The sequence below is a fragment of the Rhizobium sp. 10PS4 genome (assembly GCF_032464805.1).
Lineage (GTDB): Bacteria > Pseudomonadota > Alphaproteobacteria > Rhizobiales > Rhizobiaceae > Rhizobium > Rhizobium laguerreae.
This window is the reverse complement of sequence record NZ_JAWDIW010000006.1, coordinates 230002-245187: the sequence shown is the minus strand read 5'-3', so window position 1 is coordinate 245187 and position 15186 is coordinate 230002. Positions and strand designations below refer to the sequence as shown.

General features: G+C 60.3%; 13 protein-coding genes. 11 read left to right on the top strand and 2 right to left on the bottom strand.

The features are described 5' to 3' along the window. Nucleotides 1–85: 85 nt before the first annotated feature. Genes RWJ89_RS13705 through RWJ89_RS13685 form a run of 5 tightly spaced genes read left to right on the top strand, consistent with a single transcriptional unit; the run spans nt 86 to nt 4540 of the window. Nucleotides 86–1219 carry a DegT/DnrJ/EryC1/StrS family aminotransferase gene (locus tag RWJ89_RS13705; protein ID WP_131666830.1) on the top strand — a complete coding sequence of 378 codons (1134 nt, stop codon included), beginning with the start codon at nt 86–88 and terminating at the stop codon, nt 1217–1219. A gap of 43 nt (nt 1220–1262) precedes the next feature. Further along, nucleotides 1263–1802, top strand: coding sequence for a GNAT family N-acetyltransferase (locus RWJ89_RS13700; protein WP_245503951.1), 540 nt, complete (start codon nt 1263–1265; stop codon nt 1800–1802). A gap of 1 nt (nt 1803) precedes the next feature. After that, nucleotides 1804–2529 carry a WbqC family protein gene (locus tag RWJ89_RS13695; RefSeq protein WP_316028975.1) on the top strand — a complete coding sequence of 242 codons (726 nt, stop codon included), beginning with the start codon at nt 1804–1806 and terminating at the stop codon, nt 2527–2529. Next, nucleotides 2526–3386, top strand: a complete 861-nt coding sequence (locus RWJ89_RS13690; protein ID WP_020052441.1) for a phytanoyl-CoA dioxygenase family protein — start codon at nt 2526–2528, stop codon at nt 3384–3386. The genes RWJ89_RS13695 and RWJ89_RS13690 overlap by 4 nt, the downstream gene beginning before the upstream one ends. After that, entirely contained in the window at nt 3383–4540 is a 1158-nt protein-coding gene (locus tag RWJ89_RS13685; protein WP_316028976.1) for a methyltransferase domain-containing protein, read from the top strand. Before RWJ89_RS13690 ends, RWJ89_RS13685 begins: the two co-directional genes overlap by 4 nt. 43 nt (nt 4541–4583) lie before the next feature. Here the strand turns inward: RWJ89_RS13685 and RWJ89_RS13680 are convergent, their stop codons facing one another. Both RWJ89_RS13680 and RWJ89_RS13675 read right to left on the bottom strand, forming a co-directional pair. Beyond that, nucleotides 4584–4916: a hypothetical protein gene (locus tag RWJ89_RS13680; RefSeq protein WP_168328980.1), complete on the bottom strand. Its 333-nt coding sequence runs from the start codon at nt 4914–4916 to the stop codon at nt 4584–4586. Nucleotides 4917–5075: 159 nt separating this feature from the next. Further along, a complete protein-coding gene (locus RWJ89_RS13675) occupies nt 5076–6686 on the bottom strand; it encodes a GumC family protein (RefSeq protein ID WP_222062312.1) in 1611 nt (536 codons plus the stop codon). A gap of 135 nt (nt 6687–6821) precedes the next feature. Here RWJ89_RS13675 and RWJ89_RS13670 point away from each other — a divergent pair, with 135 nt between their 5' ends. From RWJ89_RS13670 to RWJ89_RS13645, 6 genes are all read left to right on the top strand, one after another. After that, a complete protein-coding gene (locus tag RWJ89_RS13670; protein WP_316031028.1) occupies nt 6822–7871 on the top strand; it encodes a glycoside hydrolase family 5 protein in 1050 nt (349 codons plus the stop codon). A 2-nt stretch (nt 7872–7873) separates the two neighbouring features. After that, nucleotides 7874–9166: a hypothetical protein gene (locus RWJ89_RS13665; RefSeq protein ID WP_222062309.1), complete on the top strand. Its 1293-nt coding sequence runs from the start codon at nt 7874–7876 to the stop codon at nt 9164–9166. Nucleotides 9167–9206: 40 nt separating this feature from the next. Beyond that, entirely contained in the window at nt 9207–10226 is a 1020-nt protein-coding gene (locus tag RWJ89_RS13660; RefSeq protein WP_131666556.1) for an acyltransferase family protein, read from the top strand. 216 nt (nt 10227–10442) lie between these two features. Beyond that, complete coding sequence (purU, locus tag RWJ89_RS13655) at nt 10443–11327, top strand: formyltetrahydrofolate deformylase (RefSeq protein WP_168283180.1); 885 nt, start codon at nt 10443–10445, stop codon at nt 11325–11327. Between the two features lie 113 nt (nt 11328–11440). Next, the gene (locus RWJ89_RS13650) at nt 11441–14362 is read left to right on the top strand and encodes an aminotransferase (RefSeq protein ID WP_316031027.1); all 2922 of its coding nucleotides are present in this window, start codon (nt 11441–11443) and stop codon (nt 14360–14362) included. Nucleotides 14363–14883: 521 nt separating this feature from the next. Next, nucleotides 14884–15078 carry a hypothetical protein gene (locus RWJ89_RS13645; RefSeq protein WP_003544544.1) on the top strand — a complete coding sequence of 65 codons (195 nt, stop codon included), beginning with the start codon at nt 14884–14886 and terminating at the stop codon, nt 15076–15078. The last annotated feature ends 108 nt before the right edge of the window (nt 15079–15186 follow it).

Genomic DNA, 15186 nt, shown 5'->3' with positions numbered 1-15186 from the left:
CCAAGCCTCGCGCCAGTTTCGTCGGCTAATCCAGATACAATCTGCCTCAGTTGCGAGTTTTGGGCGCATATTCAGAGAATCAGGCATGAGCAACAGAATCTTCTACACAAAGCCCTCGATTACCGAGCTTGAGACGCAGTATGCGGCGGATGCCGCCGCCAATGGCTGGGGTGCGCGTTGCTATGATTATATCATCCGCTTCGAGCGCGATTTCGTCGCCTATCTCGGCAGCACACATGCAATCGCTACATCCAGCTGCACCGGCGCCATGCATATGGGCCTTGCCGCCCTCGGCGTCGAGGCCGGCGATGAGGTCATTCTTGCCGATACGAACTGGGTGGCCACCGTCGCGCCGATCGTCCATCTCGGCGCCACGCCGGTTCTGGTCGACGTGTTACCCGATACCTGGTGCATCGATCCGCTTGGAGTCGAACGCGCCATAACTCCGCGCACGAAAGCAATCATCGCAACCCATATCTACGGCAATCTCTGCGATATGGACGCGCTGATGGACATCAGCCAGCGAACCGGAATTCCCGTTATCGAAGACGCAGCCGAGGCGATCGGCTCAGTCTGGCACGGTCGCCATGCCGGATCGATCGGCGCATTCGGGACATTTTCCTTCCATGGCACCAAGACGCTGACGACAGGCGAAGGCGGCATGTTCGTCACCAGCGACCCGGCACTTTACGAAAGGGTGCTGACGCTCAGCAATCATGGACGCGCACGCGGACAGACCAAGCAATTCTGGCCCGATGACATTGGCTTCAAGTACAAGATGTCGAACATCCAGGCCGCGATCGGCTGCGCCCAGCTGGAGCGTATCGAAGAGCTTGTCGCCCGAAAGCGCGAAATCCTCGCCTCCTATATGGTCCGGCTTTCTGCGTTGAACGGCATCAGCATGAATCCAGAATACACGGGTACACTGAATGGAGCCTGGATGCCGACTACCGTATTTCATCCCGCAACCGGCGTCTCGCGCGAGATGCTTCAGGCTGCGTTCAACGCAGCCGACATCGACGCGCGTGTCTTCTTCCATCCGCTTTCCAGCCTTTCGATGTTCGAAGACCGACTGGAAAATGTCAACGCCTGGAGCATTCCGGAACGCGCGATCAATCTGCCGAGTTATCATGATATGAGCGAAGCGGACATCGACCGTGTCGCCGATGTCCTTGTTGCCGCAGTAAGCGGCGCCGGCCGCGTCCGGCAATCGGCATGAAATGCGGCACGTGCTCAGTCATTTCCCAATGAGGGCTCATGCCATGAATCCACCTTTGGTTAAAGAGCCTCCTCCCACGATTACTTTCAGAGATATTACTGAAGAGCATTTACCGCAGCTTTTCGAAATGCGGCGCGACCTGTCTTTGCAGGCATTGTTGCTCACAATCCCGGACGGTCTTGATGAGACCACGCTGCGTGCTTGGGTGGAGCGCCGGAAGTCTGAGATCGGCGGCATGTTTCGGATTATTGTCGATACCGCCTGCGGGGAGGCCGTAGGGTTTATCCAGGTCAACAGTGTCCATCGCAAGAACCGTACAGGCTATGGCGGTATCTGCCTTGCAGCAAGAGCGCGCAACAGAGGCCTCGGCCAAGCGGCCCTGCGTGAACTCATCAAGGTTGCCGGGAATGAACTCGACCTCATCAAACTGCTGTCTGAGGTGCGAGCCGACAACTTCGCTGCACTCCGTGCCCACCTGTCTGTCGGTTATCGCCTTGTCGGGACGCTTGAGAACCATTTTACCGACAGCAAGGGCAAGTTATACAACGTGTTGCTGCTCGAACGCGTACTAGGTGGGGAATGACATGACAGCCGTTGTCATCACCCAACCGATGCTCTTTCCCTGGCCGGGCTTCTTCGAGCAGTTGATGCTGGCTGACAGCTATATTTATCTCGACGACATCCAGTTCTCGAAGGGTAGCTTCACCAACCGGATACAGCTTCTGCGCGGTAGCGACCGCTGCTGGATGACAGTTCCTCTTGCGGGGAAGGGTACGTTTCAAAAAATCTCCGACCTGCAAGCAGTTGGCGACGAGTGGAAGAAGAGCCATCGCGAACTTCTGCGCCAGTCCCTGGTGGGAGCCCCCTATATCAATGATGCACTGTCCATATTTGATAAGGCCTACAACCAGTCTTCGCTGATCGATCTTTTGATCGCCAGCATCGAAGAGCCAGCCCGCTACATGGGCATCGGCCCCAATCGCAAGATTTCCAGGACAAGTGATATGGAAATTCCCGGCACATCCTGGCGGCGCGTTCTCGATATCGTCCTGCGCGCCGGTGGTGATGAATATCTGACCGGCCACGGAGCAGCCAACTATCTCGACCACAACGTATTCGACGCTGAAGGCGTGCAGGTCAAATACATGAACTACAGCCGGACGACATGGCCCCAGCCGTGTGGTGCCTCAACACCTTATGTGTCGATCCTCGACCTTATCGCACGAATGGGTCCAGAGGCGCGTAACTGTCTCATCCCGGCCACTGTCGCGTGGCAAGACTTCCTGAAGGAGGAAACGGTAACATCATGACAATGATCAATAAAAACGTGCCCGACAATGCGGCAGACGAATTCGCTTCTAAAGGCTATATCCTTCTCAAGCAATTTTACGACCCGGCAACTCTCATCGCGCCGATCCATGAAGGCATCCGCAAGATCGTCGAGTTCGTCTGCAAGAAATACAATATCGATGCACCGACCGACACCGCCTTCGATGCCATGACCATCGCCTATCCGCAGGTCATTACTCAGAACCGCGCCTGGGGCGGCGAAATCTACGACGCCATCAAGCATATTCCGGCTTTCCTGCGTCTGGTCTCCGACGCAAGTAACGAAGACATCTTCCAGCGGCTTCGTCCTGGCAGCGTGCCGGGCATCACCACGACTGGCTACGGCATGCGCATCGACAACCCCGGCGAAGAAAAATTCCGCGCGCAGTGGCACCAGGAATTTCCTTCGCAACTTCGCAGCGTCGATGGCATCGTCTTCTGGACGCCGCTTCTGCCGATGAGCGAGGACATGGGCCCGGTTCAGATCGCCGAAGGTTCGCATGCCGAAGGCCTCGTTCCGGTCTATTCCGACGACGCAGGCGCCAGCAAAACCGGTGCATATGCATTGCATCTCGACCGTGCCGAAGAGAGGCTCGCCCGCTATAAGCATATCGCGCCGCTGACGAATCCCGGCGATCTCGTCCTCATGGATTTCCTCACGCTGCATCAGTCGGGCCATAATGTTTCCAAGATGCCGCGCTGGAGCATCCAGTTCCGCTTCTTCAACTATGCGGACCCGCTCGGCATCCGCATCGGTTGGCAGGGCTCCTTCATGGCAGGCGTCGACTTCAAGGTCGTTCTGCCTGAACTCGTTGCGACGCGCGAGGAAGCTGCATGAAAAACTGCCGCGTTTGCGGTGGAGTGATCGCGACGCCGGCCTATGAAACGCCGGCGCCAGCTCTCACATCCATCATGACGTTTCTGGATATTCCGACGCGCGTCTTCATATGCGACGGCTGCGGCCACGCACAATGCGACGATATTCCGGATATCCAGGCATTCTACGACACCGGCTATCGCATCTCGCTGAACAGCGACAATCACGACCAGATTTTCGCGGTGAAGCTCGATGGCTCGGTCATCTACCGAACCGATCACCAGACGGATATTTCGCTGCGGTTGCTCGACCTGCCTGCGGGCGCAACTTTGCTGGATTACGGGGCGGCAAAGGCCGATACACTCCGCAAGATGACCGTAGCGCGTCCGGATCTGAAGGCCCACGTCTTTGACGTCAGCGCTGACTACCAGGCCGCCTGGCAAGGTTGGGTGCCAGCTGAGGCGCAGGCCATCTACAACGCACCCGAGAGCTGGAAAGGCTTCTTCGACGCCGCGATGAGCCACTTCGTGATCGAGCATGTAGCCGATCCCGTCGGCTTCATCCGTGATATCGGTGCGCTGCTGCGGCCGGGCGGTCTGCTGCTTCTGTCGCTGCCCAACGTTTCGGCCAATCCGGGCGATATGACTGTTGCGGATCACCTCAACCACTTTAGCCATGCTTCGCTTCGCTACGCCGCCGCCGCCGCCGGCTTTACGCTGAAGACGATCGATGACACTTCTTTCCCCGGCGCCTTCTTCGCCGTTGCGGAGAAGTGCGCGGTGCCTGTCGCGCTCTTCGAGGATCGAGAGGCGGTCGCCGAAGCGGTGGCGCGCGCCCGCGAGATCTGCGACTTCTGGACGAAAGCCACCTTGCATCTCGACGATGCCGCAAGGCGGCTCTCCGGGAAGAGGGCGGCAATTTACGGGGCTGGCGCTTATGGGAGCTGGATCTGTAGCCGTATCGGCGAACATGTTGAGCTGACTGCGTTCCTCGACCAGAATCCGGGGCTGCAGAACACCGAACATTTCGGCCATCCAGTGATAGCGCCGCCTGCATTGGCGCACGACGCGGAAGCGCTGTTCATCGGCCTCAATCCTCTCAAGGCCCGCGCCGCGATCGGCAGCATGCCCTATCTGCAGAGGCCTGGGCTGGAATTCGTCTGGCTGGAGGCCTAAAACAAACAAGATCGGCAACAGGTCCGACCCCCGTCGCCGGCCCTCACCGCACCGGCTGATAGTGGCCGCGGAGCGGAACTTTGCCACCCGTGGTAACGAAGCCGTCGCGTTCGCAGACATACATCAGCGTCGGCATGCCGCCCGAGCGGAAGATCTCGTCGTAACGGCGGCGGACCTGGACGGTTTCGGTGCGGCAATTGTATGATTCCTCTTCCTTCTTGTCCGGCTGCGCCTTGACGCCGGGAAGATCCTTATAGGGATAGAGAGGTTGAACGCCCGAATCGACGGATTTCGTCCAGTCGACGGCAAGGGCGGACGCCGGAGCGAGGCCAGGCACGGCAACGAGCGATATCAGAAGCATCATCATTAGCCGCATGGGAGCTCTCCTGCCGGCTAGAGCGGTTCAGCCTTTCACGGAAACGCAGAACCGCTCTAACTTTTTGTTTTACACAATTCCGGGCGGAAAACCGCTTCGCACTTTTCCTGGAATTGCTCATAGGCCGCTTTCCCGATGTAGGAAAACCGACGACCGTCATCAAGCGGCCGCAGCGGGCGACTTCCTGAAATAACTTCTGATGACGGGATGGCCGAAGAGGCCGGCGAGGATCGCAAAGCCGGCGCCGACGACGAAACCGGCGAGAAAACCGCCGATGACGCCGGCAATCAATAGAATCGTCTTTCCAGGACCGTCGGCCTTGACCGGCGGCTCGGCCGGCGAGATGACGCGAATGTTACTCTGGTTGAGGCTCTGCTCCTCGCTCGTCTGGCTGGAGCGCTTCAGCACCGTCTCATAAATATTGCGCGCCGCGGTCGCCTTGCGCTGCAATTCGTTCAATTCCACCTGCTTGTCGGACGAAGTCGCGTGCAGCGCCTTCTGCACGGCAAGCTCCTTGGCGATGCTGTCCTCGGCGGCCTTGGCCTGCTCGTATTCGCCCCTTGCCGAGGTGGCGAGACGCTGCAATTCGCCCTTGATTTCGCCTGATATGCTCTGCAGCGACGAGCGAGCCGCCTGCAGGCGCGGATGACGGGTGCCCATCTGGCTTTCGAGGCTACCGACGGCGGCGGCCTGGGTGGCATATTGCTGACGCAGGCTGACGAGCGGCGAGGTGACGCCGCCCTCCATCTGGTTGCCGGCGACGATGTCCTCGACGCGGAGATTGGCGACGGCATCGGCGCGCGCCTTTGCCTGGATGGTCTTTTCCTGCGCCGTCACCAGCAGCGTGTTCAGCGAGACGAGCCGCTGATCGGAGATCAGGTTGCCTTCGGTCGCGGCCATGTCGTTGTCGGCGCGGAAGGTTTCGACGGCCTGCTCGGCTTCCAGCACCTTCTGGCGCAGGTCGTCGAGGCGTCCATCGAGCGTCGAGGAGGTGTTTTCGTAAATGCCGTTCGAGGCGCTGTTTTCTTCCTCGGTGAAGGAGGTGACGACCTGATTGGCAAGCCTTGCGGATTTTTCGGGATCGTTGGTCGTGGCAGCCAGCGAGACGACATAGGTGCTGGCCTCACGGGTGATGACCAGCGCCTTCTGCAGAGTGCCGATCACGGCGGCGCCATCCGCCCGGCCGCCGGTGAATTCGGGGTCCTGGTCGAGCTTCATGGCTTCGGCGACGCGGCGCAGCACATTGCCCGAGGTGAGGATCTGCACCTGGCTGTCGATCAGCGCCGAGATCATTTCCGGCGAGGGACCCGAAGATTGCGCTCCCGCATCGGCAAGGCCGATCTGGCGCGGGTCGAAATAGAGGCTGCTGACGGCGGTGAATTTCTGGGCGATGAGCGGCGCCATCGCCCCGCCGGCGAGGGCTCCGAAAAGCGCCAGGCCAAACACGATCAGCCGCCGGCTCCAGATCGCGGCGATACTCGAGCGGAGGTCGAGAAGCGGTGCGGCAGGCGCGAGCTCTGCATTCGGCGGCGCGTCCACGACCGGCGGTTTCGGAGGCGGAGGCGGTGCCGGACGCTCATATTGGCGGGTTTCGGCAATGCTTGGCGGCGGCACGAAGGGGGGCGGGGCGGGTTCGGGCGATGGCCGGACGAAATCATCCGGTCGGATGACAGGGCTGCGCATGCGCACACCTTCCGGCGCAGTCTGAGATGGCTCAAAACTGCGCCAGCCAGGGAGCCGGCTTACCCTGTTCCTGTCATACTGGTTCATACGCGCACTCGTGTCCTGCCCAGCGTGAAAGACTGAAGCCGAGGTGCCGATACTTTAGAAATTCTTAGCTAACGGACCGTTAAAATAAGCTCAGCGACGCCGATGTTGCGATTTGCCGCGATAGCGAGGATGCCCATGAAGACGACACGACATCTGACAGCGCTGCTGCTTGCAGCCGCTCTGATCCCGTCGCCGGCCCTTGCGACTGAGGCCCCCTGCTACCGCGGCGTCAATCTGTCCGGCGGCGAATATGGCGAGCGCGGCGGCATCTACGGCACCAATTACACCTATCCGAGCGAAGCCACGATTGGCTATTTCGCCGAAAAAGGCATGACGATCATCCGGCTGCCCTTCCGCTGGGAACGGTTGCAGCCGGCGCTCGGCGGGCGGCTCGACGAGGATGAGCTCAAGCGAATCAAAGATACGATCGGCCTGATCCGCAAACACGGCATGGCGGTTCTGCTCGACCCGCATAATTTCGGCTATTACGACAAGACCCAGGTCGGCACGGCGCCGGCGACGGATGCCGCCTTCGGTGACTTCTGGGCAAGGCTCGCCGTCGAATTCGCCAATCAGGACGGCGTTCTCTTCGGCCTGATGAACGAACCGCACGACATCAAGGCGACGGACTGGCTGGATGCCGCCAATGCCGCGATCCGCAGTATCCGCGCCGTCGGCGCGCGCAACCTCATCCTGGTGCCGGGCACGGCATGGAGCGGCGCGGGCAGCTGGGAAAAGGACGTGATCGGCGGCGCCAACGGCACGGTGATGCTCGGCGTACGCGATCCGCTCGATTTCTACGCGTATGAGGTCCACCAGTATCTCGACGCCGATTCCTCCGGCACCCATCCGACCTGCGAAGGCTCGACTGCTGCGGTCGAGGCGATCGCTGGGGTAACCGCCTGGCTGAAGCGGAACCACAAGCGCGGTTTTCTCGGCGAATTCGGCGCCTCCGCCGACACGGACTGCATGAGCGGGTTGACCGAAATCTACGCCACCATGTCTGATAATAGCGATGTCTGGCTCGGCTGGTCCTATTGGGCCGCCGGCGATTGGTGGCCGGCGAACGAGCCGTTAAACGTCCAGCCGCGCGAAGGCCCTGAGCGGCCGCAGATGCGGCTTCTTGCCGAGGTGGCAAAAGCCGGTGCCGGCACTTGCTCCGCGATCAAGCCTGCGGGGAAATGAGCATGGCGGTCGTCGATCAGAGGACAGCGACATTCACTGTAGCCGGCACCGTAGCCGGCAACCGGCTCGATGCCGCCGGCAGGGCATCGCGTACCGATCATACGGTGCTCTGGCTCGGCCTGCTCTCCGTGCTCTACAACGGCATTCTCGCCTTCATCAACCACAACATCGTGCCGCTCTCGATAACGCATGTCGCCGCCAGCGAAGGCCTGATCATGGCGAGCGCCATCATCTATATCCTGCATAAGGGGATCTACGAGACCGACCTGCCGGCCTTCCTGTTCCTGCTGTTCACACTCATCGTGACCATCTATGTCAGCGTGCTCAACCGCATGCTGTTCATCGATCACTTCCGCAACGTGCTGATCATCTTCTGCTTTACCGGGCTCGGCGGCTGGAGCAACGAGAAAACGATGAAGCTCGCCTTTCGCTGGGCAAGCCTTGCCGTCATGATCTTCCTGATCTTCGAGATCGTCAGCGTGCCGTTCTACGTCAGCATCGTCCACCCGTCCGATTATTTCGCCAATACGCGCGGGCTGCTGCCGCTGAGCTACAACACGACGGGCCTCTTCCAGAACGCGCTCGGCTTTCCCGAGCGCTTCTCCTTCGGCATCATCGACCACCGTTCCTCCTCGATCTTCCTCGAACAGGTGTCGCTTGCCAATTTCTGCGGCGTGATCGCGGTCTATCTGATTTCGATGTGGGAGAGGCTTGGCCGCTGGGACCGGCTGCTAATGATCGGCACGGCCGTGCTGATCCTGGTGACGAACGACACGCGCACGATGCTGATCTTCTGCTTTGCCTGCATCGTCGGCTATTTCGTCTTTCCGAAGATCCCGAAGAATTTCAATCTGGCGCTGATGCCGCTGATCGTCGCTGCGGGCTTCCTCGTCTATGTCCTGAAACCCAACGCGACCGGCGACAACTTCACCGGCCGCATCAACCTGACGATGAAGAAGATCATGGAACTCGATCCGCTCGCCGTCCTTGGGCTTTCGGTCGACCGGGTCGCCGAATTCGCCGACAGCGGCTATGTCTACCTGATCTACGCGGCGACGATCTTCGGCGTCATCGCCCTGTGGCTGTTCGTCTGCCTCTTTCCCGCCGGGCGCACGGCAGCGCAGCGGCGCTGCGCCCATTCACTTTCTCTTTTCATTTTTCTGAATATGATGATCGGGGGAACTGCGGTCTTCTCGATGAAGATCGCCGGTCTCCTGTGGTTCGTCGTCGGATTTATGCGCTTCCACGACAACCCGCGCATCCGGCAGGGTCGTCCGGCAGATGTATTGAGTTGACCGCAGCGGCGCGGCTGAGACCGACGCCCGAGGGAGCAAGATGCTTGTCCAGCTTCAGTATCTGCGCGCCATCGCGGCGCTGATGGTCGTCTATTTCCACGCGGTATTGCAGCTTGCCAAGGTCAATCCCGCAGTCGACGCCACCGCCTTCGTCTATGGCGAAACCGGCGTCGACATCTTCTTCGTCTTGAGCGGTTTCGTGATGTGGCTGACGACGAGCGGACGCGCGATGAGCCCGATCGATTTCGCCCGCCGGCGCATCAAGAGGATCGTGCCGCTCTACTGGCTGGCGACGCTGTTTTCGGCGACTGTGGCGCTGGTCGCTCCATCATTGCTGAAATCGACGGTGTTCGACCTGCCGCATCTCATCGCCTCGCTGTTCTTCCTGCCGTGGAGCAATCCTGCCGATCCCAGCACGATCACGCCTGTCGTCGTTCCGGGCTGGACGCTGAATTACGAAATGTTTTTCTACTTCGTCTTCGCGCTGCTATTGCCGCTACAGGAAGTTCGGCGCATCCCGGCGATGTTTGTCGTCTTTGCGGTCATCCTGATCGCCTGCCGGCTGCTGCCGGATACGACTGTGACCCGGTTCTACCGCGAACCGATCATGCTGGAATTCCTCGCCGGCGTCGTGCTCGGCTGGCTCTACGGACAGAAGGTGCTTCTGCCGAACCGCTGGGCCTGGGCGGCCCTTGCCATGGGCTTTGCGTTTCTCTCCATCAACGAGGCGCTGATGCCACCGGAAAGCCGGTTCTATGCCTGGGGAATCCCGGCGATCTTCATCGTCTACGGCGCGATCTCCATCGATTTTTCCAGGCTGCCGCTGATCGGATGGCTGAACTATCTCGGCGACTGCTCTTATAGCATCTATATCACCCACGCCTTCACGCTGGCTTTTCTCAGGGTCGCCGCCGACCGCCTGCCGATCGGCATCCTGCAGCAGCCGGTGCTCTTCGTGATCCTCTCGCTGGTGCTCTCGTCGATCGGCGGTGCGATCATCCATGAGATCACCTCGCCGCGCCGCCGGAAGGTCGCGGTGGCGAGCCGGCCGCCTGCCTAAAGCGCGTCGAAGGCGAGAATACGCATCCAAGCGGCGCTGACGGTACAGTTTTTCGCGCAACATCTCCTAAGCTTCAGACTGAGCAATGACAGAACTTGCACAAACGTGATGGTTTATCTTGCAATTTGTCGCATGAATGAAAGTGCGCCGGCCTATTCGCGGTCCGGGCTTTGATCTAAGCACAGCGGCGGCCTTGGAGAGGGAAGAGGGAAAGACATGACAAGTTACGTATTGACTGTATCCTGCAAGTCGACGCGCGGCATCGTGGCGGCGATTTCGAGCTATCTGGCCGACAAGGGCTGCAACATCGTCGATAGTTCGCAGTTCGACGATCTCGATACCGGCAGGTTCTTCACGCGCGTCAGCTTCATCTCCGAGGAAGGCGTACCGCTTGCCGAACTCAAGGAAGGTTTCGACCCGATCTGCAAACGCTTCGCCATGGATGCCGAGATCCATGACGGCAATGCCCGCATGAAGGTGCTGCTGATGGTGTCGCGCTTCGGCCATTGTCTGAACGATCTGCTCTACCGCTGGAAGATCGGCGCGCTGCCGATCGATATCGTCGGTGTCGTCTCCAACCATTTCGACTACCAGAAGGTCGTGGTCAACCATGACATCCCCTTCCACCACATCAAGGTGACGAAGGAGAACAAGCTGCAGGCCGAAGGCCAGATCATGGAGATCGTCGAACAGACGGGCACCGAACTGATCGTGCTGGCCCGTTACATGCAGGTGCTTTCGGATGCGATGTGCCAGAAGATGTCTGGGAAGATCATCAACATCCACCATTCCTTCCTGCCGAGCTTCAAGGGCGCCAATCCTTACAAGCAAGCCTATCAACGCGGCGTGAAGCTGATCGGAGCAACGGCGCATTACGTCACCGCCGATCTCGACGAAGGCCCGATCATCGAGCAGGACACGGCGCGCATCACCCATGCGCAATCGCCCGACGACTATGTCTCGATCGGCCGCGATGTCGAAAGCCAGGTGCTGGCGCGCGCCATCCACGCCCATATCCATCACCGCACCTTCCTGAACGGCAACCGCACCGTGGTCTTCCCGGCCAGCCCCGGCGGCTACGCCTCCGAACGCATGGGGTAAGCGCCGCCAACATCTCTTTTGCTGGCAAATGAACAATCCCCGTTGCCTGCCAGCGGCAAGTACTTGATTATCGCCTTCAATAGGTAATCGAATCATGCTGCGGGAGGGGTGTCGTGACCGACGAGGCGCTTGTTGATCGCATGGCGCTGCCGCGCCCCGACGTGACCTCCAGCGACGCGGAAGAGATCCTCCTTGCTCATTACAGCCTCTCCGGCACGCTTGTCGAACTCGGCAGCCAGCAGGATAGGAACTATCGCGTCGATAGCGATCGTGGCCGCTACGTCCTGAAGATCTGCCATGCAGCCTACGAGACCCGCGAGCTCGAAGCACAGAATGCGGCGATCCATCATCTCAAAAGCAAGCAAGATGCGCCGCGCGTTCCGAAGGTGATCGCCACCAATGACGGGCGGGAGATCGTCGTCCTTACCGTGCGCGGGCAGGGTTATCAGGTCCGGCTGCTCGAATATCTGGAAGGCCAGGGGCTGACGGAGCTGACCTATGTGGCGCCGGCTTCCGTGGCAGCACTCGGCGCGCTCTGCGCCAGACTGGCGCAGGCGCTTGGCGATTTCAACCATCCCGGTCTCGACCGCAGCCTGCAATGGGATCTCAGACGAGCAGGTCCCGTTGCCGTGCAGCTGCTTTCGGCCATCACCGACAGTGCGGCGCGCGACCGGATCGCCAAGACCATGGTGATGGCCGTCCGCCGCATCCAGCCATTGGCGCCGGCGCTTCGGCTGCAGGCCGTCCATCACGACGTCACCGGCGACAATGTCGTCGGCCACCGTGACGCCCATGGCCATATCATCCCCGACGGGGTGATCGATTTCGGCGACATCATCCGCGGCTGGCTGGTCGGCGACCTCGCCGTCACCTGCGCTTCGCTGCTGCATCAGGCGGATGGCGACCCTTTTCATATCCTGCCTGCCGTCACGGCCTATCAGGCGATCTATCCGCTGAGCGACGAGGAGCTGAAGGCGCTCTGGCCGTTGATCGTCGCCCGCGCGGTCATTCTCGTCGCCAGCGGCGAACAGCAGATTTCGGTCGATCCCGACAACGACTATGTCCGCGACAATCTCGACTGCGAACGGGCGATCTTCGATACGGCGATGTCGGTTCCCTTCGATCTCATGGAAGCGGCGATCCTCAAGGCAGCCGGCGCAGATGTCGCCACGCCGGAAACATCGGGATGGCTGCCGTTGCTGCCCGACATCGATCCCGCCGGGATCGCCTATGTCGATCTTGGGGTGCGGAGCCCGCATTTTTCCGCCGGCAACTGGCTAAATACCGACATGGACTGGCGGTTGCTTGCCCGCATGGCAACCGAAAACGGTACGGCAGCGACGCGCTACGGCGAATATCGGCTTTCCCGCGCGGGAACTGCGAAGGGACAGGCGACCTGCGCCCTGCATGTCGACATATGCCTTGCCGCAGGCAGCGCGATTGCCGCGCCCTTTGCCGGCCGCATCGGCTGGAAGGACCAGCATCTGACGCTCGTCGGCGACAACATGACCCTGCATCTCGATGGGCTCGACCTCTCGATCGAGGATGGAGCCGAGATTGCCGCCGGCGATTCGCTCGGCACGGTTTTCGGAGAGGCGTCGTCGCTCGGCGGGCTGCGCATTCAGCTTTGCAGCGTCGCCGGTCTCGAACCGCCGCTCTTTGCCACACCGCGCGCGGCGGCGGCCTGGTCGGTGCTCTGCCCTTCGCCCTCGCTGCTTCTCAGCCCGCAAGTGGATGCGCCGCAGCCTGAAACCGCCGCGCTCTTCGCCAGGCGGCGGGCGCATCTCGCAAGACCGCAGAAGAATTATTATGCGGCGCCGCCGCAGATCGAGCGCGGCTGGAAGGAGCATTTGTTCGATGTCGAGGGCCGCGCCTATCTCGACATGGTCAACAACGTCACCATTCTCGGCCATGGCCATCCCAAGCTCGCGGCGGCGATCGGCGCGCAATGGCTGCGGCTCAACACGAATTCGCGCTTCCACTATGCCGCGATCACCGAATTTTCCGAACGCCTCGCCGCTCTGTCGCCGGACGGGCTCGACGCGGTCTTCCTGGTCAACAGCGGCTCCGAGGCCAACGATCTGGCGCTTCGGCTCGCGCAAGCCCATAGCGGCGCGCGCAACATGCTCTGCCTGCTCGAAGCCTATCATGGCTGGTCGGCGGCGAGCGATGCCGTCTCCACCTCGATCGCCGACAATCCGCAGGCACCGACCACCCGGCCGGACTGGGTGCATACCGTCGTTTCGCCGAATACCTATCGCGGCGACTTCCGTGGTCCCGATACGGCAGCGGATTATCTCGGCATGGCGACGCCGGTGCTGGAGGCAATTGATGCTGCGGGCGAAGGCCTTGCAGGCTTCATCGCCGAATCGGTTTACGGCAATGCCGGTGGCATTCCACTGCCGGACGGTTATCTCAGGGAAATCTATGCGCAAGTGCGCGCCCGCGGCGGCCTTTGCATCGCCGATGAGGTGCAGGTCGGTTATTCCAGGCTCGGACATTATTTCTGGGGCTTCGAGCAGCAAGGGGTCGTGCCCGATATCATCACTATCGCCAAGGGCATGGGCAACGGCCATCCGCTCGGCGCCGTCATCACAACGCGGGAGATCGCGCAATCGCTGGAGAAGGAGGGCACTTTCTTTTCCTCCACCGGCGGCAGCCCGGTCAGTTGCGTCGCCGGCATGACGGTGCTCGACATCATGGCCGAGGAAAAGCTGCAGGAAAATGCCCGGACGGTCGGCGATCACCTGAAGGCGCGGCTTGCCGCGCTGATCGACCGCCATCCGATTGCAGGCGCCGTGCACGGCATGGGCCTCTATCTCGGCCTCGAATTCGTCCGCGACAGAACGACGCTGGAGCCGGCGACGGAAGAGACGGCTGCAATCTGCGACCGGCTTCTCGAACTCGGCGTCATCATGCAGCCGACCGGCGATCACCAAAATGTGCTGAAGATCAAACCACCGCTCTGCTTCAGCATCGACAGCGCCGATTTCTTCGCGGACATGCTGGAGAAAGTGCTCGAAGAAGGCTGGTGACACAGGGCTTCCAACATTAACCAAATCGGTCATTTCGAGGCATGTCGATTTTTAATGAAACGGCCATTGCCGGATACGACAAGGCTTCCTATGTCTGCCGCTGCGTTCAATCGAACTTCCGCTTCTGTCATACGAATTTAACGAAGAGCTGATATGTTTCTTTCTGTAAGTTCGGGCTACGACGGAATGAATTTTTTCGGATCGTCGATATTTTGACACGTTTCGGAATATGTTTCTGATAGGCTGCCGGGTAATCTCTACCAAGTTAGTGGATTATCGAAAGCAACCTTCACCGGCCCCGGGCTCTACCGGGACCACTCAAGTGCAACGCCAACACAAGGAACGAGCATGATAGATATCGATATTCTCGCCGATCTCCTTAGGCGATCTGTGCTTGGCAATGACCGTCCGGGCGCCCTCTCCCGCCCGAACTGTCGAATGTGACGTTCGTCCTCCTTTCAACGGTACCAGACAAGTCAATTCGCCATGGCTGCGCATATTGTGCGGCAGGAGTTCTATCTATGAAGAAGCAAGTTATCGAATATGCAGGCGTTCCCGTCGGGATCGTCATTCCCGATGAAGACCGGCTGAAATTCATCGCCGTGAAATTTCATGTCCACGACCTCGACGAGCAGCGTTTCGGCTCGCCGGACGAGGTGCGGCTGGCCATCCATGACCTGATGACCCGCCGTCATCCGAAGCCGCTTCATGCCTGAGGGCATGAGGCCGCGATCTGCATTCGCGGCTTTTCCCGATGTCCGACCGGTCCCGCCAAATGGGGCCGGTCTTGTTTTTTGAGGGCATTACAGCGCCGCGGGTCTTTA

What these genes read in the sequence shown, in the direction of transcription:
- RWJ89_RS13705 (WP_131666830.1), top strand. Translation starts at nt 86, where the DNA reads ATGAGCAACAGAATCTTCTACACAAAGCCCTCGATTACCGAGCTTGAG.
- RWJ89_RS13700 (WP_245503951.1), top strand. Translation starts at nt 1,263, where the DNA reads ATGAATCCACCTTTGGTTAAAGAGCCTCCTCCCACGATTACTTTCAGA.
- RWJ89_RS13695 (WP_316028975.1), top strand. Translation starts at nt 1,804, where the DNA reads ATGACAGCCGTTGTCATCACCCAACCGATGCTCTTTCCCTGGCCGGGC.
- RWJ89_RS13690 (WP_020052441.1), top strand. Translation starts at nt 2,526, where the DNA reads ATGACAATGATCAATAAAAACGTGCCCGACAATGCGGCAGACGAATTC.
- RWJ89_RS13685 (WP_316028976.1), top strand. Translation starts at nt 3,383, where the DNA reads ATGAAAAACTGCCGCGTTTGCGGTGGAGTGATCGCGACGCCGGCCTAT.
- RWJ89_RS13680 (WP_168328980.1), bottom strand. Translation starts at nt 4,916, where the DNA reads ATGCGGCTAATGATGATGCTTCTGATATCGCTCGTTGCCGTGCCTGGC.
- RWJ89_RS13675 (WP_222062312.1), bottom strand. Translation starts at nt 6,686, where the DNA reads ATGAACCAGTATGACAGGAACAGGGTAAGCCGGCTCCCTGGCTGGCGC.
- RWJ89_RS13670 (WP_316031028.1), top strand. Translation starts at nt 6,822, where the DNA reads ATGAAGACGACACGACATCTGACAGCGCTGCTGCTTGCAGCCGCTCTG.
- RWJ89_RS13665 (WP_222062309.1), top strand. Translation starts at nt 7,874, where the DNA reads ATGGCGGTCGTCGATCAGAGGACAGCGACATTCACTGTAGCCGGCACC.
- RWJ89_RS13660 (WP_131666556.1), top strand. Translation starts at nt 9,207, where the DNA reads ATGCTTGTCCAGCTTCAGTATCTGCGCGCCATCGCGGCGCTGATGGTC.
- purU (WP_168283180.1), top strand. Translation starts at nt 10,443, where the DNA reads ATGACAAGTTACGTATTGACTGTATCCTGCAAGTCGACGCGCGGCATC.
- RWJ89_RS13645 (WP_003544544.1), top strand. Translation starts at nt 14,884, where the DNA reads ATGAAGAAGCAAGTTATCGAATATGCAGGCGTTCCCGTCGGGATCGTC.